The organism is Micromonospora sp. CA-248212 (assembly GCF_050948405.1).
Classification (GTDB): domain Bacteria; phylum Actinomycetota; class Actinomycetes; order Mycobacteriales; family Micromonosporaceae; genus Micromonospora.
The window spans coordinates 4,245,473-4,268,613 of the sequence record NZ_CP192023.1; the positions used below are offsets into that span (position 1 = coordinate 4,245,473).

The 23,141-nt window shown below is 71.0% G+C and carries 22 protein-coding genes; 4 read left to right on the plus strand and 18 right to left on the minus strand.

Going from position 1 to position 23,141, the window contains the following annotated elements:
* Position 1: 1 nt before the first annotated feature.
* The 3 genes from ACQP03_RS20205 to ACQP03_RS20215 all read right to left on the minus strand — a co-directional run bounded on the left by ACQP03_RS20205 (position 2) and on the right by ACQP03_RS20215 (position 4,530).
* Complete coding sequence (locus tag ACQP03_RS20205; RefSeq protein ID WP_357169177.1) at positions 2–1,075, minus strand: glycosyltransferase family 2 protein; 1,074 nt, start codon at positions 1,073–1,075, stop codon at positions 2–4.
* A 39-nt stretch (positions 1,076–1,114) separates the two neighbouring features.
* On the minus strand, positions 1,115–2,899 hold the full coding sequence (locus tag ACQP03_RS20210) for a hypothetical protein (protein ID WP_357169174.1): 1,785 nt from the start codon (positions 2,897–2,899) through the stop codon (positions 1,115–1,117).
* A 167-nt stretch (positions 2,900–3,066) separates the two neighbouring features.
* A complete protein-coding gene (locus tag ACQP03_RS20215) occupies positions 3,067–4,530 on the minus strand; it encodes an endo-1,4-beta-xylanase (RefSeq protein ID WP_433457954.1) in 1,464 nt (487 codons plus the stop codon).
* Positions 4,531–5,125: 595 nt separating this feature from the next.
* Here ACQP03_RS20215 and ACQP03_RS20220 point away from each other — a divergent pair.
* Positions 5,126–5,941 (plus strand): hypothetical protein, encoded by an 816-nt coding sequence (locus tag ACQP03_RS20220; protein WP_433457956.1) that lies wholly within the window; start codon positions 5,126–5,128, stop codon positions 5,939–5,941.
* A 12-nt stretch (positions 5,942–5,953) separates the two neighbouring features.
* Positions 5,954–6,235 (plus strand): hypothetical protein, encoded by a 282-nt coding sequence (locus ACQP03_RS20225; RefSeq protein WP_357125482.1) that lies wholly within the window; start codon positions 5,954–5,956, stop codon positions 6,233–6,235.
* A gap of 109 nt (positions 6,236–6,344) precedes the next feature.
* On the opposite strand, the gene ACQP03_RS20230 is transcribed toward ACQP03_RS20225, so the two are convergent.
* From ACQP03_RS20230 to ACQP03_RS20300, 15 genes are all read right to left on the minus strand, one after another.
* The gene (locus ACQP03_RS20230) at positions 6,345–6,731 is read right to left on the minus strand and encodes an AtzH-like domain-containing protein (protein ID WP_433457958.1); all 387 of its coding nucleotides are present in this window, start codon (positions 6,729–6,731) and stop codon (positions 6,345–6,347) included.
* Positions 6,732–6,771: 40 nt separating this feature from the next.
* The gene (locus tag ACQP03_RS20235) at positions 6,772–8,391 is read right to left on the minus strand and encodes a regulator (RefSeq protein ID WP_433457960.1); all 1,620 of its coding nucleotides are present in this window, start codon (positions 8,389–8,391) and stop codon (positions 6,772–6,774) included.
* 12 nt (positions 8,392–8,403) lie between these two features.
* The gene (locus ACQP03_RS20240; RefSeq protein WP_357125469.1) at positions 8,404–9,096 is read right to left on the minus strand and encodes a cysteine hydrolase family protein; all 693 of its coding nucleotides are present in this window, start codon (positions 9,094–9,096) and stop codon (positions 8,404–8,406) included.
* A gap of 8 nt (positions 9,097–9,104) precedes the next feature.
* A complete protein-coding gene (gene biuH, locus ACQP03_RS20245) occupies positions 9,105–9,794 on the minus strand; it encodes a biuret amidohydrolase (RefSeq protein ID WP_357125466.1) in 690 nt (229 codons plus the stop codon).
* A 38-nt stretch (positions 9,795–9,832) separates the two neighbouring features.
* Positions 9,833–11,638 carry an allophanate hydrolase gene (gene atzF / locus ACQP03_RS20250; protein ID WP_433457963.1) on the minus strand — a complete coding sequence of 602 codons (1,806 nt, stop codon included), beginning with the start codon at positions 11,636–11,638 and terminating at the stop codon, positions 9,833–9,835.
* A 195-nt stretch (positions 11,639–11,833) separates the two neighbouring features.
* Positions 11,834–12,622 (minus strand): Ig domain-containing protein, encoded by a 789-nt coding sequence (locus ACQP03_RS20255; protein ID WP_357125460.1) that lies wholly within the window; start codon positions 12,620–12,622, stop codon positions 11,834–11,836.
* A gap of 48 nt (positions 12,623–12,670) precedes the next feature.
* Positions 12,671–13,327 carry a GntR family transcriptional regulator gene (locus ACQP03_RS20260; RefSeq protein WP_357170544.1) on the minus strand — a complete coding sequence of 219 codons (657 nt, stop codon included), beginning with the start codon at positions 13,325–13,327 and terminating at the stop codon, positions 12,671–12,673.
* A gap of 142 nt (positions 13,328–13,469) precedes the next feature.
* The gene (locus ACQP03_RS20265) at positions 13,470–14,393 is read right to left on the minus strand and encodes a SpoIID/LytB domain-containing protein (RefSeq protein WP_433457965.1); all 924 of its coding nucleotides are present in this window, start codon (positions 14,391–14,393) and stop codon (positions 13,470–13,472) included.
* Positions 14,394–14,399: 6 nt separating this feature from the next.
* Positions 14,400–15,284 (minus strand): peptidase inhibitor family I36 protein, encoded by an 885-nt coding sequence (locus tag ACQP03_RS20270; RefSeq protein WP_355048036.1) that lies wholly within the window; start codon positions 15,282–15,284, stop codon positions 14,400–14,402.
* A gap of 34 nt (positions 15,285–15,318) precedes the next feature.
* On the minus strand, positions 15,319–16,176 hold the full coding sequence (locus ACQP03_RS20275) for a peptidoglycan-binding domain-containing protein (protein WP_357394444.1): 858 nt from the start codon (positions 16,174–16,176) through the stop codon (positions 15,319–15,321).
* Between the two features lie 175 nt (positions 16,177–16,351).
* Positions 16,352–17,275 (minus strand): NBR1-Ig-like domain-containing protein, encoded by a 924-nt coding sequence (locus ACQP03_RS20280; protein ID WP_357125449.1) that lies wholly within the window; start codon positions 17,273–17,275, stop codon positions 16,352–16,354.
* 77 nt (positions 17,276–17,352) lie between these two features.
* Positions 17,353–17,931 (minus strand): dihydrofolate reductase family protein, encoded by a 579-nt coding sequence (locus ACQP03_RS20285; RefSeq protein ID WP_357125447.1) that lies wholly within the window; start codon positions 17,929–17,931, stop codon positions 17,353–17,355.
* On the minus strand, positions 17,928–19,127 hold the full coding sequence (locus tag ACQP03_RS20290; protein WP_357125444.1) for an RNA polymerase sigma factor: 1,200 nt from the start codon (positions 19,125–19,127) through the stop codon (positions 17,928–17,930). Before ACQP03_RS20290 ends, ACQP03_RS20285 begins: the two co-directional genes overlap by 4 nt.
* Positions 19,128–19,147: 20 nt before the next feature.
* Complete coding sequence (locus ACQP03_RS20295; protein ID WP_363660865.1) at positions 19,148–19,501, minus strand: YciI family protein; 354 nt, start codon at positions 19,499–19,501, stop codon at positions 19,148–19,150.
* 45 nt (positions 19,502–19,546) lie between these two features.
* Positions 19,547–19,963 (minus strand): DUF6069 family protein, encoded by a 417-nt coding sequence (locus tag ACQP03_RS20300; RefSeq protein WP_433457969.1) that lies wholly within the window; start codon positions 19,961–19,963, stop codon positions 19,547–19,549.
* Positions 19,964–20,365: 402 nt separating this feature from the next.
* Here ACQP03_RS20300 and ACQP03_RS20305 point away from each other — a divergent pair, with 402 nt between their 5' ends.
* Both ACQP03_RS20305 and ACQP03_RS20310 read left to right on the plus strand, forming a co-directional pair.
* Entirely contained in the window at positions 20,366–21,880 is a 1,515-nt protein-coding gene (locus ACQP03_RS20305) for a DUF1996 domain-containing protein (RefSeq protein ID WP_357169145.1), read from the plus strand.
* A gap of 154 nt (positions 21,881–22,034) precedes the next feature.
* Positions 22,035–23,120 (plus strand): hypothetical protein, encoded by a 1,086-nt coding sequence (locus ACQP03_RS20310; protein ID WP_357125431.1) that lies wholly within the window; start codon positions 22,035–22,037, stop codon positions 23,118–23,120.
* Positions 23,121–23,141: the final 21 nt, after the last annotated feature.

Consider the following 23,141-nt stretch of genomic DNA (forward strand, 5'->3'; position numbering starts at 1 on the left):
CTCAGCTCCGGTCGCGGTCGCCGACGTCGGGCCGCGCCGGCCGGGAGAGGGGATTCTCCCGGGCCAACGTCACCCGCTGGCCCCGTACCGGAGAGCGCGGCGCGGGCGGCACCGGCCGCCGCGACGCCTCGCCGGTCTCGGCCAGGAGGTACTCGGTCTCCTGCACCAGGTAGTGCGGTCGACGTTTGGTCTCGTAGTAGATCCGGCCGATGTACTCGCCGATCACGCCGAGGATGGTCATCTGGATGCCGCCGAGCCCGATCACACTGACGATGATCGTCGTGTACCCGGGGACGTCGATGCCCTTCTCGACGGCGTCGGCGACCACCCACGCCATGTAGGCCAGCGCGATGAGGGTGAGGAACAGGCCGCCGTAGATGGCCAGGCGCAGGGGCCGGTTGTTGAACGACAACAGACCGTCGAACGCGTAGTTGAAGAGCTTGCTGAGCGTCCACCTGCTCCGCCCGGCCTGCCTGGTCTCGTTGGGGTGGGCGACGACGGCCGTACGGAAGCCGATCCAGGAGAACAGGCCCTTGGAGAAGCGGTTGTACTCGGGCATCGCCAGTATCGCGTCCACCGCGAGCCGGGACAGCAGGCGGAAGTCGCCCGCGCCGTCCTGGAGGCGCACGTCGATCCACCAGTTGATCACCCGGTAGAAGGACCGGGAGGCGACCATGCGCACGAACCGGTCGCCGCGCCGGTCCCGCCGGGCGATCACCTGGTCGAAGCCCTGCTGGTACAGCGTCACCATCTCCGGCAGCAGCCGGGGCGGATGCTGCAGGTCGGCGTCCATGATGACGACCGCGTCACCGGTGGCGCGCTGCAACCCGGCGAGCATCGCCGCCTCCTTGCCGAAGTTGCGGCTCAGCGACGTGTAGCAGACGGTCGGATCGGCGGCGGCGAGCCGACGCAGCGCCTCGAGAGTGCCGTCCTCGCTGCCGTCGTCGACGTACACCACCTCGACCTCGACGTCGGGCAGCTCGGCGAGGGCGGCGCACACGGTCTCGTGCAGCCGCTCGACCGACGCCTCCTCGTTGAAGCAGGGCACCACGACGGACAGTCGCATGCTCGTCACCTCACCCCGCCCGCACCCGGGCATCCGCCGTTCACGCGGTCAGAGGTGGTAGACCAGCGTGCCATCGAGATCCTCCCGGGTGATGCCCAACCCGTCGATGGGTCGGGTCGCGATGCTCTCCCACGGCGTTCCCACGGCACGGCTCGGCACGACGACCACCGACCGCACGCCGATCCCCCGTAGGTGCGCGACGCTGACCGGATCGGGGAACGACGCCACCGCCGTCCGGGTCTGCGCCTGACTGACCGGCTCGAAGCCGGCGAGACCGTTCGTCACGCGGGGGAACCCGTCGGTCGTCCACAACATGTACGTCAGGTCGCCCACCCCGCCGGCCGGCAGCACGAGGATCGGGTCCTGCACCGTCCGCATCGCGGCCGGCGGCGGCGGCACGGTCAGGTGGGGCGTGGAGTTGACGCCTTCCAGGGTGACCACCGTCAGGGGAATCAACAGGACCAGCGGCGTGAGGGTCCGCGCCCACTGGCGGGGCGTGGACTGTCGCAGCGACTCGGCCAGTGCGGTCACCGCGCCGGCCGCCAGCACCGCGAGCAGCAGGCTCGTCCAGTGCATCATCCGGCCGGGCGTCCGCAACGCGTCCCAGCCCGGCAGGAGCGTGGACAGGGTCAGGTAGCCCGGGTCCCCGTCACCGCCGAGGGTGGCGCCCAGCCCCAACAGCACGGTGCCGACCACGCCGAGCCCCAGCGCGACCCGGTGCCGCAGCGGGTACGCCGAGAGGAACAGACCCGCCGCGGCCAGCCCGATCACCATCATGCCCGGCAGCAGCGCCATCTCCGGCGGCCAGGAGAGCTGCTCGCGCGCGCCGGCGTGCCGCTCCCCCCACAGCCACGAGTCGGCGGGCGCGGTGACGAACCCGATCAGCGGGGGCGAGAACATCTTCGTCCAGTCCAGCGTCCGCTCGGCCTGCGGGTTGAGGTCGACGACGCGCAGGTAGACCATGCCCAGCAGCAGGGTCACCAGGCCGAACACCCCGCCGCCGACGAGATCCGCGATCAGCAGCCGCCGGCCGAACGGGGGCCGTTCCCGCTTGCGCCACCAGGACCAGCCGTAGCAGCCGGCCGCCACCAGGACCGTGGCCAGCAGGAAGTAGACAAGCGGCAGGCCGATGCCGAACCCGAGGCTGACCTGCCAGGCGGCGACGAGCCACCCGGCCACCGCCCAGCCCGGCTTGCGCAGCTCGGGCCGGTACCCGTGGCGCAGCGACCAGCCGTGGCCACGGGCCAACATGGCCAGCGACAGCGCGATCGCCCCGCTGGACAGGATGTTCAGGTGCCCCGAGTGCGCCAGCCGCCAGGGCGCGTACGCCCAGGCGACGGCGGCGACCGCGCCGCCCCACCGGTTCGAGCCGAGCTGCCGTGCCAGGGCGTACGCCCCGAACGACGCCAGCGCGTGCAGCAGCACGTACAGCAGGTTGTAGTGGATCACGGCGGCCGTGAAACCGGAGCCCAGCATCCCCATCGGGGCGTACCCGAGCAGGGTGTCGCTGTAGGCGTACGTGTACGTCTCGGGGTAGAACGTGTTCGAGTTCCAGAGGTCACCCGGGCTGTTCAGCAGGGCATGCCCCGACCAGGCGACCTGCCACGCCTGCAACAGCGGATCACCCAGGTCGCCGGGGATCGTGGTCGCCGGGTGGCGCAGGGTCGGCCAGGTCAGCACCACCGCCAGCAGCAGGCTCGCCGCCACCGCCACGGTCCATTCGGAACGCGCCCAGTTCCAACGACCCCAGTCGGCCGGCGGCCGATCCTCGGGGATCTCCTCGGGGGGCACGTCTTCCGAGGTTGGTGGCGGGGTGGCGGACCGGATAATCATGAAATTGATGCTCTCCAATAGTGCCGGGCTTGTCCATCTGCTGTCCGAAGCGTGGCGTGTTCTCGCGCACGACGCAACGGCCGCATACCAATAGACGCTGCGGGGAGCGGAAACGGTGGCGCGGACGACGAGCGTCCGCGCCACCGCGCCGACTCGATCGACGGATGTCAGCCGATTTTGACCAACTGCCACTGCTGGTTGTTGCCGCCCCAGTCCGCGTACTGCACGACGTTGCCGCCGTCGGCGGTGGACGCGCCCTGCACCTCGACGGCCTTGCCGCTGTTGCGGTTGATGAGGCGCACGTAGCCCCCGGAATCGGCCAGCCGGAACTGCTGGTTGGTGCCGTTGCCGTCGGTCCACTGCACGACCGCTGCGGAGTCGGCGGTCGAGCGGTTGTAGACGTCCAGCACCTTGCCGGAGTTACGGGACTTCAGTCGGTAGTAGCCGCTACCCGAGTCGACGAACTGCCACTGCTGCCACGCGCCGTCGTTGCGGGTCCACTGGTCGATCCGGGCGCCGTCGGTGGTCGCCCGCTCGTACACGTCCAGGGCCTTGCCGCTGTTGCGGTTGATCAGGACGTACCAGGCGGTGGTGTCGACCCCGGAGCCCGGCGGCGGGGTGGTCGGGGTGCCGCTGCCCGCGTTGAGAGCGTTGAGGACGGAGGTGTACGCCGCCTTCTTGTTGCCCGACCGGTCGAACAGCAGGGCGTTGTCGGAGCCGCGCCAGGAGTCGCTGTCCCGCACGCCCCAGGTGGTGATGCCGGTGCAGCGTGCCACGGCGAGGCAGGCGCGGGTCACGGAGGCGTAGATGTTGGCCTGGTTTGAGCCGGTCATCACGTCCAGCTCGGTGATCTGCACGTCGACGCCCAGGTCGGCGAAGCGCTGCAGGTTGGCCTGGTAGTCGCTCGCCAGCGTGGTGCCGAGGTGGGACTGGAAGCCGACGCAGTCGATCGGGACGCCGCGGGACTTGAAGTCGCGGACCATGTTGTAGATGCCGGTGGACTTCGCGTTGATGCCGTCGGTGTTGTAGTCGTTGTAGCAGAGCTTGGCGCCCGGGTCGGCGGCGCGGGCGGCCCGGAACGCCACCTCGATCCAGTCGTTGCCGGTGCGCTGCAGGTTCGAGTCGCGTCGACCGCCGCTGCCGCCGTCGGCGAACGCCTCGTTCACCACGTCCCACGCGTAGATCTTGCCCCGGAAGTGGGTGGCGACCTGGGTGACGTGGTTGATGGCGGCGTTGCGCAGCGCGGTGCCGGACATGCCCTGCGCCCAACTCGGCTGCTGGGCGTGCCACAGCAGCGCGTGTCCGCGCACGCTCATGCCGTTGGCCTGGGCGTGGCTGACGAGACGGTCACCGCCTGTGTAGCTGAACCGACCCTGCTGGGGCTCGGTGGCGTCCCACTTCATCTCGTTCTCGGGGGTGACGCTGTTGAACTCGCCGTTCAGGATGCTGACGTACTGGCTGTCGGAGAGCTTGCCCGTCGCGACGGCGGCGCCGAAGTAGCGGCCCTTCTCGGCCGCCGACGCCTTCAACGTCGTTCCGGCGCTGGCCATGGGTGCCAGCGCGACCGTCATACCCGCGGTCAGCGCGACCGCGAGGGTCGCCGTCGCCAGCAGAGCTTTTCTAGGTCTCATGTCGATCCTTCTGTAGGTGCATCGGCGGTGGTGAGGTGCCACTTCGCTCAGGACGACCTGTTCCCGGCGGCGCGCGCCGGCTGGGCCAAGGAATCCGGGACGGTCATCCTGGGCCACCTCGCACCGGCACACGCGGAATCGGCCGGCGTTCGCCGGGAACCGCACGAGTCCTGAGACGGCGTCCGTTGCCCGGAGGGACGCCGCGCGTCGAGGCGCGACCACGGGACTCGCCCGGTGAGCCACCGACGCCGCGGACCTCTGCATCGAGGGTGAGCGATAACATGCTGTTCGTCAAGATGTAACGAGCCGGACATACGCCGCGGTGGCCGCAGTGACTCACGACGATGCTGCTACGGGGTCACAGCGGCCGGACCGTGCGGCGGTATCGATGGAAGCGATCCTTGTTATCGCTCACAGGGCCAGCCCGCCCCGCCCCTTCACCGCGCGCGACGTCGATCGGCCGGCGACAGGTGTAGCCCGCGTTCCCGAGGGGCAACAATCCGCCCATGGGTGGGACGCCGCGGGTCGACGAGCGACCGCTCGGGCGGCGGCGACGGGCCGGGGCCGATCCGACCCGGCGGTCGGCGGCAGCCGCGTGACGCCGCCGAAGCACTGCCCGCCGCCGGTAGCCCTCGGCGCGGTGGCACTCGGCGCGGCCGCGCTCGCGGCCGCCCTGGGCGCCGAGCCCGCCTCCGCCGAGCCGACGCCGATCCCGACGCCGACGACCAGCGGACCGGTGGAGACCGCCACCGCTGGCGGCATCGTCGGATCGCTGGCGCGGGACCTGCTCGACACTCCATCGCACCTCGACCTGCCCCTGCCGACGGCGCTCCCCCTGCCGACGGCAGTCCCGGTGCCGACGGCGCTCCCCCTGCCGACGGCAGTCCCGCTGCCGACCACCGGCTCCCTGCCGTTGCCGCTGGTGACCACGCCACCGGCGTCGACGGACGGACCTACCGCTCCCACGCCCACCCGGGCACCCCGTACCCGGCGATCGTCCCCGCCACCGGAGGCGGGGACGCCGCTCACCTCGTCGACAACGCGCGCCACCCCGCCGTCGTCGGCACCGGTGACGGTGCGGGCATCCCGCGCCGACGCCGCCGACCGTCGCAGGCCGGCGCGCGGGCGGGCGGCGATGACCGCCGAACCGTCACCACCGCCGATCCCGACCCCCCGTCCGCTACCGGCGCAACCCGCGCTGGCACTGGCATTCGTGTCCGCGCCCACCAGCACCGGTGCCGGGGGCGCCGACCTGACAGCATCGGCGACCGACACGCCGCCGTCCGTCGGGCCGCTGCGTCGAGGGGGCGCCGTCGGTCCCTTCGACAGTCGGGCCACCAGTCGACCCGTCCAGCGGGGTCCCCCGCCGCCCCGGCAGCTCCTGATCACCCATCCACGTCCACGACGTTGATCAGGAGAGATCATGGAGCTAGCCATCATCTGGGTACCCGCCGACATGGAGCCGTCGGAACACGCCATCGCGACGTGTCTGAACCACCTGCGCCGACATGACTACCGGCTGAACGGGATCATCCGCGCACCGTGGGAGACCGTCGAGCAGAAGATGGTCGACGGCGAGGTGGACGTGGTCGTCATCGCCGACCTCGCGCACCTTCCGCCGGACCGGTCACCCCGGATCGAGGTGGCCACGCCGCCGCCCCGTGGCGACGAGGACCGTCCGACGCCCGGCACGCCGTCCGGCTGACGCCACGAAGCGCCCCGTCCACGGCGGACGGGGCGCTTCGTCGTGCGGTCGACCGCCGGGCCGCACCGGGGCTGCGACCACGTCCGGCCGGTGCCGGCCCGTCGACCGGTCAGTCGAGGTTCGGCGCGGGCTCGGAGACGTGGGCGGTGACGATCCGCCAACCGACGGGCAGGCGTACCCAGGTCTGGGTCTGCCGTCCCGTGGCGGAGCTGTCGGCGTACCCGAATCGGGTCGTCACCACCGCGAGGTCCGCGCCGAACGTGCTGACCCTCGTCTCGACCAGCCGGCGGCCGGCCGGCAGCGGTGGCTGCGCGGCCCGCCACTTGCGCTGCTCCTCCAGCCCGTACTGATGGTCGGCGAGGCCGAACCGCACCGTCCGGTCGGAGTCCCAGAAGTACCCGCAGATCGCCTCGGCGTCACCGTCGACGAGCGCCCGTTCGTATCCGGCGAAGGCCGCCGCCACCTCGGCGACCACGTCCGCGCGATCGATCTCCATCCGGTCCGTCCTCTCCATCCGGTCGGGTCGGCCCGGCGGCTCAGCCACGCGCCGCCGCGGTCTGCTGCTCGTCGGCCGCCCGATCGGCGGCCGGCGCGGACGCCTCGTCCAACTCGGCCTCCTCCGGGTCCGGTTCGCGTGGCGTGGGACGACCGAGCGCGAAGACCGCGCAGATCACCGCGACGAAGAGGTAGCCGAGCGCCACCTGGCCGTTGGCGTTCCACTCGACCCGCTCGCCGTGGATCAGCCCGACGAACGACAGCACCGCGCCCGAGCCGGCGAAGATCGCGGCGCGGACGAACCGCTTGTCGATGACGAAGACCACCACCGCGCCGAGCACCAGCCCGGCAAGGATGGCGCCCTGCCCCAGCACCAGCAGCCCGTCGTACACGACACCGGCGCCGTTGAGCGCCTCGTCGCCCACCGCGGCGGCGCTGGTGCCGGCCGCCGCCAGCGCGTTGTCGATCTGCCCGGTCGCCCAGGCCGCGATGTTCGGCACCAGTGCGGCGACCACGGCCGCGGCGTGCGCCCGCGGCGTCGCCTGGAACGCCTGCGCCCCGATCAGCAGGCCGATGTAGAGCAGGATCGGCACGATGGCCGCCGTCGGGAAGATCGCCGCGAGCAGTCCGAACATGCCGAGGAAGCAGAGCACGGCGATCACCACGCCGGTCGCCATCGAGTAACCGCTGCGGCCACCCGCGGCCTTCCAGCCCGGGTGGCCGACGTAGACGGCGGGCGGGAACGGCGAGCCGAGCGCCGCGCCGATCACCGCGCCCGCGCCGTCGGCGAGCAGCACGCTGCGCAGGTTGTAGTTGTCCCCGGCGGTCGCCGCGCTCTCCACGTTCGTCATGCCCTCGGTGAAGTTGTAGACGCCGAGGGGGATGGCCGTCGCCAGCAGCGGCGCCATGTCGGACAGCCCGGTGAACAACAGGTCCAGCTTGAACGAGGGTACGGCGACCGCGATGTCCCGGGCGGCCGCCGTCACGTCCGGCACCGACATCGCCCCGCCGGCCCAGCCGATCGCGGTGCCCACCAGCAGGGCCGCGAGCCCGATCGGGAAGTTGAACGGCAGCTTGGTGTCGGTGAGCAGGCCGATCAGCAGCAGCGCGAAGACCGGCAGGGCGACCCAGGCCATCCGCCACATCTGCCCGGCCGGGTTCATCGAGATGAAGGTGATCGAGATCCCGGCGAGCGTGCCGAGCAGCGCCGCCCGGGGCGCGTACCGGCGGATGTAGGGGCCGACGAACGCGCCGATCAGCACGATCACGCCGATGATGAAGGCCCAGGCCAGCCCGGCCTCCCAGGCCCGGAGCGGGTCCTGGGTGCGCAGGTAGATCGGGAGCATGATGACGAAGATGACGATGAACATGTGCGGCACGCTCGGCCCGTACGGCAGGGCCGTCACGTCGGTGCGGTTCTCCCGACGGGCCAGGCGGCGGGCCAGGTAGGTGTAGTAGATGTTGCCGGCGACCAGGGCGATGCCGAGCGCCGGCAGGATGGTGCCGAACACCTCCCCCTCGGGCAGCTTCACCACCCCGATGCAGAGCCCGGTCAGAGTGAGCACGTTGACCAGGACGTTGACGCCGAAACCGAAGAACGCGTTGGTGTCACCACGCACCCAGAACGGGAGCGGGACGACGGTGGACTTCGAGGAGACCATGGCTGCTCCCGGTCAGGAGGAGGGTTGCAACGCGGACGTGGTGGGCAGCACGGCTCGGACCTGCGTCGAGTCGGCGACCCACCCGAAGATCCCGCCCTGGGCGGCGATCATGTCGAGCCCGACCCGGTGGAACTCGGGAAAGTAGGACCCGACGCAGTCGGCGAGTACGAGACACTCGTACCCCCGGTCGTTGGCCTCCCGGACGCTGGTGTGCACGCACACCTCGGTGGTGACTCCGGCGACCAGGAGGCTGCGGATGCCCCGCTCGGCGAGCAGGACGTCCAGGTCGGTGGCGTGGAACGCGCCCTTGCCGGGCTTGTCGACGACCGGCTCGCCGGGCAGTGGCGCGAGCTCGTCGATGATGTCGTGGCCGTACTCGCCACGGACCAGGATCCGGCCGGTGGGCCCGGGATCGCCGATCCGCTTGCTCGGGGCGCCCCGGTTCAGCTTGGCCGGCGGGCAGTCGGACAGGTCGGGCAGGTGCCCCTCGCGGGTGTGCACGACGGCCAGGCCGACGGCGCGGGCGTCGGCCAGCAGGGCCGCGAGCGGCGCGATGGTACGGCGGAGCTGGCTCACGTCGTTGCCGAGGCTCTCACCGAATCCGCCGGGCTCCAGGAAGTCCCGCTGCATGTCGATGACGAGCAGCGCGGTGGTCGAGATGTCGAAGGAGTAGGGGCCGGGTCGCGCGGTGGCGATGGTCGGCATGGCTCACCTCACTTCGCCGTGGCGGCGATGACGTCGTCGGATGTGGCGACGCAGCCGAAGACGCCGCCCTGCATGGTGACCATGTGCAGGGCGGCCTCGTGGTTGGCCTTGTCGGTGGCGCCGGTGCAGTCGGACAGGATCAGGCACTCGTAACCCCGGTCGTTCGCCTCGCGCATCGTCGTGTGCACGCAGACGTCGGTGGTGATGCCGGTGAGGATCAGGTGGGTGATGCCCCGGGTCCGGAGCACGAGGTCGAGGTTGGTGGCGTAGAAGGCGCCCTTGCCGGGCTTGTCGATGATCACCTCGCCGGGCAGCGCGGCGACCTCGGGCACGATCTCCCACCCGGGCTCGCCCCGGACCAGGATCCGGCCGGCCGGACCGGCCCCGCCGATCTCGGCGCCGATGCGGGCCGAACGCCAGCGCTTGTTCGCCGGCAGGTCGGACAGGTCGGGGTCGTGCCCCTCGCGGGTGTGCACGATCAGCATCCCGAGCGACCGGGCGTGCTCCAGCAGCCGGGCGGTGGCCGGCAGGCCGGCCCGGGTGAGGCCGATGTCGTAGCCCATGGCGTCGACGTAACCGCCCGGCCCGCAGAAATCGGTCTGCCAGTCGATGCAGAGCAGCGCGGTCCGCGCGGTGTCGACCACACCGTCGTACGGCCACGGGTAGGGGTTGGCCGGTACCGGCCCGATGCTTCCCATCCTCTCGCCTCCTGTCGTGATCGCTGGTGCGGCCCGCTTCACCGCCGGGTGGCGGCGGATTGGCGGTAGGCCCGCCACCCACCACTGGCGCTGATGTCCTCGGCCGGCGGGCTGGCGGCGTACGCCTCGCAGAGGAAGCCGAGCACGTCCCGCCCGTCGTGCAGCCGGATCCAACCGAGCGAGAGGGGCGCCGGCACGCCGGCCAGCAGCCCACCGAGGGCGGCGCTGGGCAGCCGCCACAGCTCGACCTCGATCGGGTGACCGGCCGAGGTGTCCGGCGCGACCCGGACCAGCCCCGGCAGCCCCTCTCCGTCGGCGGTGTCCATCCGGTAGAGCCGGTAGAGCGGCGCGGTACGGGCGGCGCCCGCGAAGGCCCCGCCGTAGCCGAGCAGCTCGCCGTTGCGGGACTCGCCCCTCAGGTGCCGGCCGACCACGGCGATCAGCACGTCCGTCGGCCGTGGAGCCGGCGGCGGAACGGGCTCGACGTCCGGGTTGGCCGCGCCGCCCGTGCTGAGGGTGGCGGCGAGCCGGGCCAGGGTGGTGTCGCTGAACGCCGGACCGAGCAGGGTGAGACTCGCCGGCCGGCCGGTGGCGGTGAAGCCGTTGGGCACGCTCACCGCGGCCAGGTCGAGCAGGTTCGCGAACTGGGTGTAGCGGCCCAGCATGGCGTTCCGCCCGATCGGGTCCTCGGCGATCTCGTCGAGCGTGAAGGTGGTGCCGACGGTGGGCACGACGAGCACGTCGACGTCCTGCCAGAGCGTGTCGACCTGGGCGCGCAGCTCACGCAGCCGGTGGTGCCCCCGGAAGGCGGCGACCGCGTCGTAGCGCCAGCCGGTCTCCAGCACGGCCCGGGTGACCGCCAACACCGACTCCGGGTTCGACCGCAGGAAGTCGCCCAGGCCGACGAGCCGCTCGGCCACCCAGGGACCCTGGTAGAGCAGGTCACCCGCCGCGAAGAAGGCGCCGAGCGGCACCGACCGCAGAGATCCGACGAGGGTACGCAGCAGTTGCACTCCGGCGGCGAAGCGGGCTTCCTGCCCGGTGTCACCGAAGAACTCGAGGTCTTCTGCCCAGGGCACCCCGAGGCGTAGCGTGCCCGGCATGCGGGCGACCACCCGCTCCGCCGGTAACGGACGGCCCCACGGGTCGGCCGCGGTGACACCACGGGCGGCGTGCAGCACGTCGACGGCGCCCGCCACGTCGGGCGTGAAGACCGACACGCAGTCGAGCGAGCGGCAGGCCGGCACCACGCCGGCAGTGCTGAGCAGGCCACGGGTGGGCTTGAGGCCGACGATCCCGTTGAGCGCCGCCGGCACCCGGCCGGAGCCCGCGGTGTCCGTACCGAGAGCGAAGCTGACCTGGCCGGCGGCCACCGCGACGGCGGATCCGGAGCTGGAGCCGCCGGAGATGAGGCCGCCGCCGAAGACGCTCTCGCAACTGCCGTATGGCGAGCGGGCGCCGGTCAGGCCGGTGGCGAACTGGTCCAGATTGGTCTTGCCGACGAGCAGCGCGCCGGCGTCGAGGAGCCGCCGCACGACCGGCGCGTCCTGCGCGGCCTCGTATCCGAAGTCGGGGCAGCCGGCCGTGGTGACCAGGCCGGCCACGTCGATGTTGTCCTTGACCGCGAACGGGATCCCGTACAGCGGGGAGGTGGGGTCACCGTGGCGGGTCAGCGACTCGGCACGGGCCCGTAGCTCGTCGGCCGGCACGGTGCTGATCCAGACCGGGCCCGCACCGCCTCCGGCCAGCCCGTCGAGGACGCGTTCGACCTGGTCCGCCGGCGTCAGACGACCGTCGCGGTACGCCGTCCGCAGGTCCGAGATGGATCCGACTGGCTCTGGCATACAGTCGATTGTCGACCGTTCTGTTACAGCGGGCGGCGCGTTCTGTAACGGGGACATGACGGCCGATTGGCCGCCGGCTGGGCCTGTTCCATGGGGGCGGCCGAGCCGAGGCGAAGTCGGGGCGGCGATCCGGCAAGGCGCGACGGCGCGGCCAGGTGGCGCCCGTCCGGGCCGGACGGGCGCCGCGGGCGTTGATCAGCAGCGCGGGCAGGGAGATTCCTTGCGGACGCTCCAGGTGAAGGTGGTGCTGCCCAGGCTGCCGAATCCGTCGTCGGCGGTGACGGTGACGTTGTAGGAGCCGATCTGGGTGAGCGTGCCGCTGATCCGGCCGGTCCCGGGTTCGATGGTCAGCCCGGGCGGTAGGTTGACCGCCGTCCAGGTGTACGAGTAACTGCCGCCGGTGGCCTGCATCTGCAGCCCTCCGTTGTCCCCCTTGAGCGAGCTCTGGGTGCCTGGGTTAGTGACCGTCACCGTGCTGGGACTCGGGCCGGTGGGCGGAATTTCCGGAAACGAGCAGTTCAGCGATACCTGCTGCGACGCGATCGATCTGGTGATGTACTCCGGTTCGCCCGAGCGGTACTGGACGGTGGCGGTCGCTCGACCCGAGTAGAAGCCCGAGTCGCAGAGCGTGTTCGGGGTGGTGACGCCGAGCGCGACCACGGGGATCGAGGTGCCGTCGGTCCACAGCGTCGTCCGGCCGTTCACGGTCGTGCCGGCACCCCCGCTCGTCCCGTGGTACAGCAACTCCACCGCGAGGTCGACGCGCCGCACCGCGCCGTCGCACGTGACCGTCGCGGTGTAGTTGACGATGTTGTTGGCCGGCTTCCACGGCACCTTGTCCGGCAGGACGTACCAGCAGTAGTGGCCGTCGGGGGTCGCGGCGGCGGCCGGCGTGCTGAGGCCCAGGGACGCGATGGACATGGCCGCCGCGGCCACGGTCAGCAACAGGCGGGACCTGTTGCGACGTAAGAGATTTACCCTCATCGATGCATGTTCGCACGGGCGAGTCGGGGGCGGCAATGGCTCGTACAGCTAGTCCAGGTAGGAGCGCGCGCCGTGCCCGGACAGCACGGCGAGGACCTCCTCCGGGTCTCCCCCGGCGACCGCCTCGAACAACCGCTCGTGCCGGTGGACCCCGTCCAAGGGCTGCGCCACCTCCGCCTCACGCCGCAGGTTGATCGCCATGTAGAGCTGCAACTTCACCAGGATCGAGCCGTACACGGCGGACAGCTGGCGGTTGCCGGCGAGCGCGACGAGCGCGACGTGGAACGCCCGGTGCGACTCGGCGACCGCCATCCGGTCGCCGGCCCGGGTCGCCTCCCGCATCTCGTCGAGCGTCGCCCGCAACCCCGCCAGGTCGCTCTCGCGGCCGACCGGGATCCCCGCCCGCACCGCGAATCGTTCGAGGACGTCCCGCAGCTCGTACAGCTCCCGCACGTCACGATCGGAGAGGGTGGCCACCCGTACGCCGCGCCGGGGCACGTGCTCGACCAGCCCCTGCTGGGCCAGCAACCGCAGCGCCTCCCGCAGCGGCGCCCGGCTGATCCCGAGCCGACGGGTGAGCTGCTCCTCGACGAGGCGTTCCCCCGGATCGCTCCTGCCGCTGAGGATCTCCCGGGTCAACCGGGCGACGGCGAGGTCCACCAGACTGACGCTCTCCAGCTCACCGTCCATCGTCGGTGCGGCCATGTCGTTCACTCCGCCGAGTCTGCCACCTGTCGCCGTGGGATCGACGTCGGCGCGTCCCCACGGCCCGGCGACCCGTCCGGGCTGCCCACGACAGTGCCGCCCGCCGCGGATGTGCGGCGGGCGGCACGGTTGACGCGGGACGTCAGGAGATGACCACGTCACGGTAGTAGTGACGCAGGATCGCCTGGTAGCTACTACCCGAGTTGGCGAGATCACGCGAGCCGTACTGGGACATCCAGTCGCCGTCCACCCAGCCACCGCACGCGGTGGTGGTCGCGCAGTAGTGCGCCCGCAGGATATTGCCGCTGCGGGTCAGCCGGTTCGACCAGGTCCGGTCCACCGCCGCCGACGTCGAGGTCTGCGCCGACGACGGCCGGTAGACCTGGTCGCCCGTGTCGTCCCGGACGTCATAGCACTGGCCGCCGGAGGTCTTCCGGGTCGAGTGCAGCGCCCAGTACCAGGCGTAGCTCTTCACGGCCATCGCACCGGCGTCCAGCGAGGCGGCCGGCCAGCTCGTCACCCACTCGTTCGGGAGGACGTTCTTGACGTACGTCTTGAAGTCGACCCGGTCGACGCGCCCGAGACCGACCCGGTAGACGAGGATGGTGCTCGGCAGCTTGCTGTTGGTGCCATCGGTGCTGCAGCCCGTCGGCCCGCTCAGCAGTTCGTGCGAGGCGTTGTTGTTCTTCAACGTGGCGTTGAGGTTGCCCTTCGCCCCGGCCGCGAAGTCCTGCGTCGTACCGGCGAAGTTGCTGTTGAAGTAGACCCGCACGGTCTTGCCGGTCCGGTTCCACACCGACGCCGCGTTGTTCTTGACGCACAGGCCCTTGCCGGCGCCCGCGCCCTTGAAGTCGTAGCAGGTCGGCTGGGTCGTGCCGTAGTCGTCCAGCGAGTCGGTGAAGTCGGAGACCGAGCCGGCCTGGTTGCTGTTGTAGTAGTAGCAGAACTCGCCGCTGTCGCAGGTCCCGTCCCGTTCGGCCGCCGCTGCCGGCGAGGCGACGCTCAGGACGGAGGTGGACATGGCCAGGACGGCACCGACGATGGCGAGGCCCTTGCGGATTCTCATGACGTCCTACTTCTCGTTGTAGCCCTGGGAGTTCCAGAACGCGGTCGGGTCGGCGTTGTCCAGGGTGGGGTCGCCGACGCTGACGGCCGCGTGGGTCTGCCGACCGGCCCGGACCTCGACGTGGGTGTGCGCGCCCGAGCTGGAGGACACCCCGTGCCACGACTCGTCGGCGATGACCTGGCCCTTGCTGATGGCGTCACCCACGCTCACCCCGGACCTCGGCGCGGTGTGCAGGTAGATCACGGTCTTGTTGGACGAGGAGTTGTAGACCGAGATCGTGGACAGGCCACCGCTGCCGGTGCTGCCCTGCGCGACGTAGGTGACCGTTCCGGAGACCAGGGCGCGCACGTCCGAACCGACGCTGCGGGCGATGTCGATGCCCTCGTGCCGGCCGGGCGTGGTGGTGTAACCGTCGAAGCCGCACGTGACACTGCCGCCACTGGCCTGGTACAGGGCGTACGACAGGTTCGTGCGCGTCGACGGCGAGAACTGGTGCGAGGCGTTGTTGTTCTTCAGCGTGGCGTTGAGGTTGGTCTTCGCACCGGCCGCGAAGTCCTGGTAGGAACCGGCGTAGCCGCTGTTGTAGTAGACGCGGACCGTCTTGGTGCTGCGGTTCCAGACCGAGGCGGCCTCGTTCTTGATGCACAGGCCCTTGCCGGCGCCAGCGCCCTTGAAGTCGTAGCAGGAGGGCTGCTCGGTGCCGTAGTCGTCGAGCGATCCGGTGAAGTCAGAGATCGATCCCGCGTTGTCGCTGTTGTAGTAGTAGCAGAACTCGCCGCTGTCGCAGATCCCGTCCCGGGCCGCCGCCGAGGCGGGCGATGCGACGCTGAGGATCGAGGTGGTCGCGGCCAGCGCGACGCCGACGGCGGCCAGGCTCTTCCGGATGTTCATGGGTGTCCTTTCGAGGGTGGTGAGGGGGTGCGGGTCACTGCCCGCGCTGGTACTGCTCCCAGGTCTTGATCGGGATCTGGGGTCCGTCGTCCGGGCCCTGGTTGGCCAGACCGTTCATACCGAGGTAGTAGTCGCCGACCTGGTGCTGCGCCTGGCTGGACAGGTCCGTGTCGCTGATCGCCACGGCGTGGATGTGCCACGGCCAGTCGCCCTGGTTCGGGTTGCGGACCCAGGCGGCGAAGCCCACCTGGCGCAGGGCACGGGCGACGGCGGTGCGCCGGGTCGCGGTCATGCCGGTGACCGCGATGTCGACCACACCCCCGCCGTCATGCGTGCCGGCCGAGGTCGGGTCACCCCCGGGGTTGTACGAGCCCTGTTCGAGCACCAGGGTCTGGCCCAGCAGACGCTGCGCCTCGGCCAGCATCGCCTGGGTCCGGGCGTTGACGACGTACCCGTCGCGCGAGACCTTCGCGCCCGGACCGATCGTGTTGGCGACCGTGTAGCGGTCCAGCCCGAGCTTCGTCAGCGACGTCGTGCCGGGCAGCCCGTTCGCGGCGAGCCCGGTGTAGCCGAGCGAGCGTTGGTACGCCGCGTACGCCGAGACGGTGACCGTGCCGAAATAGCCGTCGACCCACTGCGCGTTCAGCAGGCCCCGCGCCTGCAACGCCTGCTCCACGGCGAGCACCGAGCTCTTCGCACCGGGGGTCAGTGTGTTGTCCGCCCGACGGGGGTCGATCTGGGCGGCCAGGACGGTGGCCTCCATGTCCACGATCGGCCGCGCGGCCGCGGTGGCGGTCCGCTGCGGTGTGGCGCCGGATGCCGCCGCGTGGGCCGGGACGCCGACGGCCACGCAGAGCGCGGCGAGTCCGACGGTCAACCAGGGACGTCGCAAGATGGGTCCTCCTCGTAGCCGGTGAGTCGTTCTCGGTTCGACATCACCCTGCGAGAAGCGCCCTGCTGTTCGGTACCCCCGGCGGCCTGTCAGATCCGTCAGACCGTCACCGACCTCGATGAATGCGGTGTTGTCAGCTTGGCTTGGAGCCCGTGCCTGACATCGCGGCCGGACCTCAGGCGGTCACGGTGACCATGAAGTACACCGGCCGCCGGGTCGGGAAGTACTCCCGGCCGGCCTCGTCGACCATCTTCCAACTGACCCAGCACCTGCCCGGGCGGCTCGGCGCGGTGACCCGAACACGGATCATCACCTGTTCGCCGGGCGGCGTGTCGCCGATCGGCACCCGATCCGGTGTCCGGCAGCCGGCACCGTCGGCGGCGGGGTCCATCCGCGCCAGGTACCGGTTGTGCCAGTCGACCTTTCCCACGTTCGCGAGAGACCACACCTTGTCGAACTGGGCGTTCACCTTCACCTGGGTGCCGTCGGGGATGGTGACGTCGGCGACGAACCTGCTCGAGTCTCCGGGGATCAGGGAGTCCGAGAACGCCGTCGCGTTCGGTGACGCGGACGGTGACGGTGACGCCGTCGGTGCGCTGGAGCCGTCGGCGCCCGACCGGCCACGAACGGTCGCGCCCAGGACACCGGCCACCGCCACCACCAGCACCACCGCCGCGATGTTCAGCCACGGCAGACGGCGTCGCCGCGTCGTCACGACGCGATCCTCGGCCCCCGGATGCTCCACGACCTGCACCACGCCCTGTTCCGCCGGCGCGGACGCGGCGACGACCGGCGCGGGGTCACCGTCCCCGCTGGACCGGGCGGCCGTCACCGGGCGCTGCGCCTCCTCCCATCGACGCCGCCACAGGGCCTCGTCCGCCTCGCAGGCTCGGACGAACTCCCGCGTGGTCTCCCACGAGGGAAACCGGGTGCCGGCGGCGGCCTCGTGCAGGGTCGTGTGCGAGATCCGTCCTGATCGCCCCGCCATCTTGCGGAACGAGGGGTCTCCCGCGGCGCCGCGCAGCGCCCGTAACTGCTCGGCGAACCTCTGGGCGGGCCGTCCGTCCTGACCAGACTCCCCGGCACGCTGGTCCTTCATCAGTCCCCCATGTCAGACGACTTTGTCAGACGTTGTCAGAGCGTGTCAGAGGCTACCGAACGACCGACGGGGAGGGTTCAGGTGTGCGGGGTGGGTCGGTAGACGAGTTCCTGAGTCCGGCCGTCGAGCGTGCGACCCTCGACCAGCTCCAGGTCGAAGTCGGCCGCACCGTGGAAGATCGGCTCGGTCCCGGTCTGACCGGTGACCACCGGGAAGAGCGTCACCTGGATGAAGTCGACCAGGCCGGCGGCCAGCAGTGCCCGGTTCATCGAGAGGCTGCCGTGCGACCGCAGCGGCACCTCGGACTCCTCCTTGAGCCGGGCGACGACGTCGACGGCGTCACCGCGTACCAGGGTGGCGTCCGGCCAGTCGAGCGGTTCCTCGATGGTGTTCGACACGACGATGGCCGGAAGGCTGATCATGCGGGTGACCCAGGCGTCGCGGACGCCGGACTCCTCGACGCTGTCGGCCAGCATCTGTCGGAACAGCGCGAACGTGCGGGCGCCGAAGACCATGCGGTGGTCATCCGTGTACGTGGCAAGGCGACGTTCCAGCAGCTCGGGACCCTGCTTGCCCCAGTAGCCTCCCCAGTTGCCGGTGGTGCTTCCGAAGCCGTCGAGGCTGGTGAAGACGTCGAAGGTGTAGGTGGCGCTCACGCCGGTCTCCTCCTGTGGGTGAGTTCGCTACGCCGCGCCTTCAGGAAGGCGCGCTCAGTATCGTTGCCGGTCAGCGCGATGGCCTCGTCGTAGGCGGCGCGGGCCTGCGTGTCGCGTCCGAGCCGAGCCAGCAGCTCGGCCCGGGTGGCGGGCAGCCTGTGGTACCCGGGAAGCTCGACCGTCTCCAGCGCGGCGAGAGCCGCGTCGGGACCGTGCGCCTCGGCCACCGCGACCGCCCTGTTGAGGGCCACGACGGGGTTCGGCGTGAGTACGAGAAGCTGGTCGTACAGCGCCAGGACCTGCCGCCAGTCGGTGGCCACGCCGTCGGTGTGCACCGCGTTGATCGCGGCCTGGATCTGGTACGGGCCGGGCCGGTTGCGTCGCAGACACCGCCGGACCAGGTCGTGTCCCTCGGCGATCAACGTGTCGTTCCACAGTGACCGGTCCTGCTCGCCCAGGAGAACCAGCTCACCGTTCGGGCCGAGCCGGGCCGGGCGACGTGCCTCGATCAGCAGCAGCAGGGCGAGCAGGCCGAGCACCTCGGGCTCGTCGGGCATCAGCGCGGCCAGCTCGCGGGCGAGCCGGATCGCCTCGGCGCACAGGTCGGTCCTGATCAACGGTCCGGCGGTGGACGTGTAGCCCTCGTTGAACATCAGGTAGAGCACGGTGAGCACGGGCGGCAGCCGGTCCGGCAGCTCGTGGTCGGCGGGTACCCGGTAGGGAATGGCGGCTTCCCGGATCTTCTTCTTCGCGCGCACGATCCGCTGGGCGATGGTCGTCTCCCGGACCAGGTAGGCCCGGGCGATCTCGGGGACCTCGAGGCCACCGAGCAGGCGCAGCGTGAGGGCTGTGCGCGCCTGGAGGGCGAGCGCCGGGTGGCAGCAGGTGAAGATGAGTCGTAACTGGTCGTCCCGCACGGGTCCCACCTCCTGGGGCGCGTCCTGGTGCTGGAGCAGCAGGGCCTGGGCGTGCCGGGCCTCGCGGGTCGACTCGCGGCGGAGCCGGTCGATCGCCCGGTTGCGGGCGGTCGTCACGATCCAGCCACCCGGGTTGGGTGGCGGCGTCCGCCACTTCTCGAGCGCCGTGGCGAAGGCGTCCTGGACCGCCTCCTCGGCGAGGTTGATGTCGCCAAGGAGACGGGCCAGGGTGGCGACGCAGCGGCCGTACTCCGCGCGGTAGATGCTCGCCAGATCCATGTCGGCCGGCCGGCTCCGGGTCAGGCCTGGGACAGGTCGTCGAAGGGGCGTACCTCGATCGGTCCGCAGGCCGCCGCGCACTTCTCGGCCCAGGCGAGCGCCTGGTCCAGGTCGGCGCACTTGAGGACCCAGAAGCCGACGAGGTGCTCCTTCGTTTCGGCGAAGGGTCCGTCGCTCATGGTGCTGGACCCGTTCTCGATCCGCACGACGGTGGCACTCTCCGGAGACACGAGCCCGCCGCCGAAGACCCAGACGCCCGCCGCCCGCATCTCGTCGTTGATGCGGCCGGTCTCGGCGAACATGACCTCGGTCTCCTCGTCGGACATGGCGGGCGCGCCCTCGACGGCGTGCACGGACAGCAGATACTGCTTCATGACGATCCTTCCGGTAGCTCGACAGCGGGATGGGGTGGTGACGGCTCAGGCGGCCAGGCGGCGCGCGACGACGGGGATCACGATCGCGGCAGCGACCAGGTGGGTGAGCATCAGCAGCGCCTTGGTGGTCGTGTCGGCGTCGGCGATCACGTCCGGCACCAGGGACAGGACCGTCAGCGCCACCGTCGTACGGACGAACACGTGCCGCGGGCGTCGCGCGAACCGGGACAGCAGCACGGCCAGGACCACGCCGACCAGGGAGAAGACGGCCGTCAGCATCCCGAACCCGGCGACCGGGATCGGAGCGCCGCTCACGTCGAGGCTGACTCCCGCCGCGCGGCCGGCGGCGGCGACGACCATGGTGGCGGCGCTCGCGGCGACCGTGGCGACGGCACCGGCCCAGATCAGCGCGCCGCGCGTCGACGTGGTGGCGCGGGTGGTGTTCGCGGTGGTGGTCATCATGCCCTCCAGCGGGTGGGTGCCCGTCTCGATGCCGGGCTCTCACCATGGCTACGAACAGAGCCGGTCCCGATCGACAGCCCCACCCACGATATTTTGGCGGCCTCGCCGCCGGTGTGCGCCGAGCCGTTCTCCGGGCCGTCGGGTCGGGTTCAGTCGGGACGGTGCGCGGCCCCGGCTGACGCGCGAGCCGGAGAAGCCGGTCCGGGAAGACATGCCATCAGGATTAATAGAAACTTAAGGGTACGAGGGCAAAAAATTGTTATCCGGAGCCGGCTCGACGGCCACCAGGACAGTTCTCCACGGCCCTCCTTAATTCTTTTTCCGCAGATTGCCGCGCGCCTCCGACGTGCACATACTTCATCCGACAGAGCGTTATCGTCGACTCGAAGGAAATCACTGGTAATGCGGACTCCTCCCCCCGCGCACGTCGCACCGCCGGACCGGGCGCGCAAGCGCCGCCGCATCGCTCGCATCACGCTCGCCTCGGGGGTCGCCGCCGCCCTGGTGGGCAGTGGCATCTACATCGCCGGCGCCCAGGCCGAAGAGGTCGCCGTGTCGGGCCGGATCCAGGCTGAGGCCTTCGCGGCCCAGTCCGGCGCGCAGACCGAGAGCACCGGCGACGCCGACGGCGGCCGGAACGTCGGCTGGCTCGGCAACGGAGACTGGCTGCGGTACGACGGCGTCTCGATCACCGGCGCCGAGCTGAAGGCCCGGGTGGCGGCGAACAACACCGACGGCGGCGCCGTCGAGCTGCGCCTCGGTACGCAGACCGGCGCCCTGCTGGCCAGCTTCCCGATCGCCCACACCGGCGGCTGGCAGAAGTGGACGACGGTGACCGCCACGGCGGCCAGCGTGCCGTCCGGCCCGCAGACCGTCTTCGCCGTCATGAAGAGCAGCTCCCGGTCGGACTTCGTGAACCTGAACTGGTTCACGTTCGGCTCCGCGACGGGTACGACGCCGAGCGCGTCGACCACGCCGAGCGCCAGCCCGGCGACGCCGACCACCCCGGGCACCACCCCGACCACCCCGGGCGCCACGCCCACCACGCCGGGCACCGCGCCCGCGGCTGGCTGGGTACCGGTCGACCAGGCCAGGTGGGACCGGGAACTGGCTGCCTTCAACGCGATCACGCCGAAGCCGGTGACGCCGGGAACGACCCGCGTTCCCGAGTTCCACACGGACTGCGAGCTGGCCAACTCGGCGCCGGATGACCCGATCGTCGTCCCCGGCCTGCCGGGCGCGTCGCACATGCACACCTTCTTCGGCCCGAAGATCGACGCGTTCACCACGACCGACAAGCTGCTCTCCTCGACGACCACCTGCAACGCCCCCGGTGACCTGAGCGCCTACTGGACCCCGGAGCTGCGCAAGGACGGCAAGCCCGTACCGATGAAGAGTTTCCGGGTCTACTACGGCTCACGGGTGAAGGACCCGTCGACCGTCAAGCCCTTCCCGCCGGGCCTGCGGATGGTCGAGGGCGACGCCAAGAAGCAGGTCGACACGCCGAAGAACGCCGGTAGCAACCAGTTCTGGTGCGCCGGCAGCGCCGAGACCGGCCGCAGCGCCGACGGCAACTGGCCGGTCTGCGCCTCCGGCGGCAACCTCATCTTCCAGCTCGTCTTCAAGGACTGCTGGGACGGCAAGAACATCGACTCACCCGACCACAAGTCGCACATGGGCGACCCGGTCAACGGCGTCTGCACCGGCAAGTACCCGGTGGCGGTGCCGAACCTGTCCTTCATGGTCAACTACCAGTCGCTGGGTGGCAACGGCCTGAGCCTCTCCTCCGGCAAGCCGTCCTCCATGCACGGCGACTTCATGAACGCCTGGGACCCGGCCCACATCGGACCCCTGGTGAAGTCCTGCCTGAACCAGAAGGCCAAGTGCGGCACCGAGGTGACCTTCGCCGGCGGCTGACCCCACACGCAACCCGAGAGGCGGCCCCACGCGCAGGCGTGGGCCGCCTCTCGTTGGCCGACACCCGACACCAAAGCGTGCGGTAGCCGACTGTGACCAGGTCATCACGCAAAGCACACTCCTCCCCGACACGTCCCTGTCGAGTGGAGGAACCATGCGTCTCCGAACGTTCGTCACCGCCGCGCTGGCCGCCGTCCTGGCCGCCAGCGCGCTCGCACCACCGGCGCCGGCCGCCGCCGCCACCGCCGACCGCTGGGGCTTCGCGTACGTCAAGGACCCCACCGTGGCGGTCTGGACCGTGCTGGACACCAGCCGGCAGTGGGGTAGCTGGAAGACGGCGTTCCCGGCCGCCTGGGCCGACGGCGTCAAGCTCGCGCCCGGTCGCTTCCAGGTGCGCTTCCCGCAGGTGGGCGCCGGCGCGCGGGGCGTGCCCCACGTGACGCCGGTGAACCGGACCGGGCACTACTGCGAGGTGGTCCGCTGGTTCCAGTCCGGCACCGACGAGATCGTCGACGTGCAGTGCCACCGGCCCGGCGGCACCCGCGAGGACACCCCGTTCACCGTGCTCTGGACGACCAGCTCGGGCGTCGTGGCGGCCGGCACCTCCCACGCGTACGTGCAGTGGACCAGCGGCGTGCTGGCGCAGTCGTACAACTCGACGGGCGCGGTGAACACCGCCGGGCCGGTGGGCGTCGGGCAGTACCTGGTGCGGCTGCCCGCTGTCGGACTGGCCGGCGTGCTCGCCGGTGACGTGCAGGTCACCGCCGTACAGCCGAACGCCGGACCCCGCCGCTGCAAGGTCAACTCCTGGAGCGCGGTCGGGACCGGGGTGCAGGTCTACGTGTTCTGTTACGACCAGGCCGGGGCCGCCGTCAACACCGACTTCGTCCTCTCGTACCACCGTCGCCGGCCGGTGATCGGCTCCCTCGGCCCGCCGTCGTACTTCGGTTACCTGGGTACCGCCGTGGGCGGGCCCACCAACGACAACTCGGTGCTCGGCGTCGGTGCGAACACCGTCGCGGCGATCGCGCCCGCCGGCCGCTACCTCGCGACGTTTCCGCAGATCGGTCTCAAGGAGACGCACGCGCAGGTGGTGGCGCAGGGCGCCGGCAACAACTACTGCCACCTGACCCAACCGTGGACGTACACCACCAACGCCGACGTCGACGTGATCTGCTTCGACAACGCCGGCGTCGTCACCCCGCACCGCTTCCTGGCCACCTTCACCTCCCGGCTCTGACCGCACGCGGCAAGTCCCGCC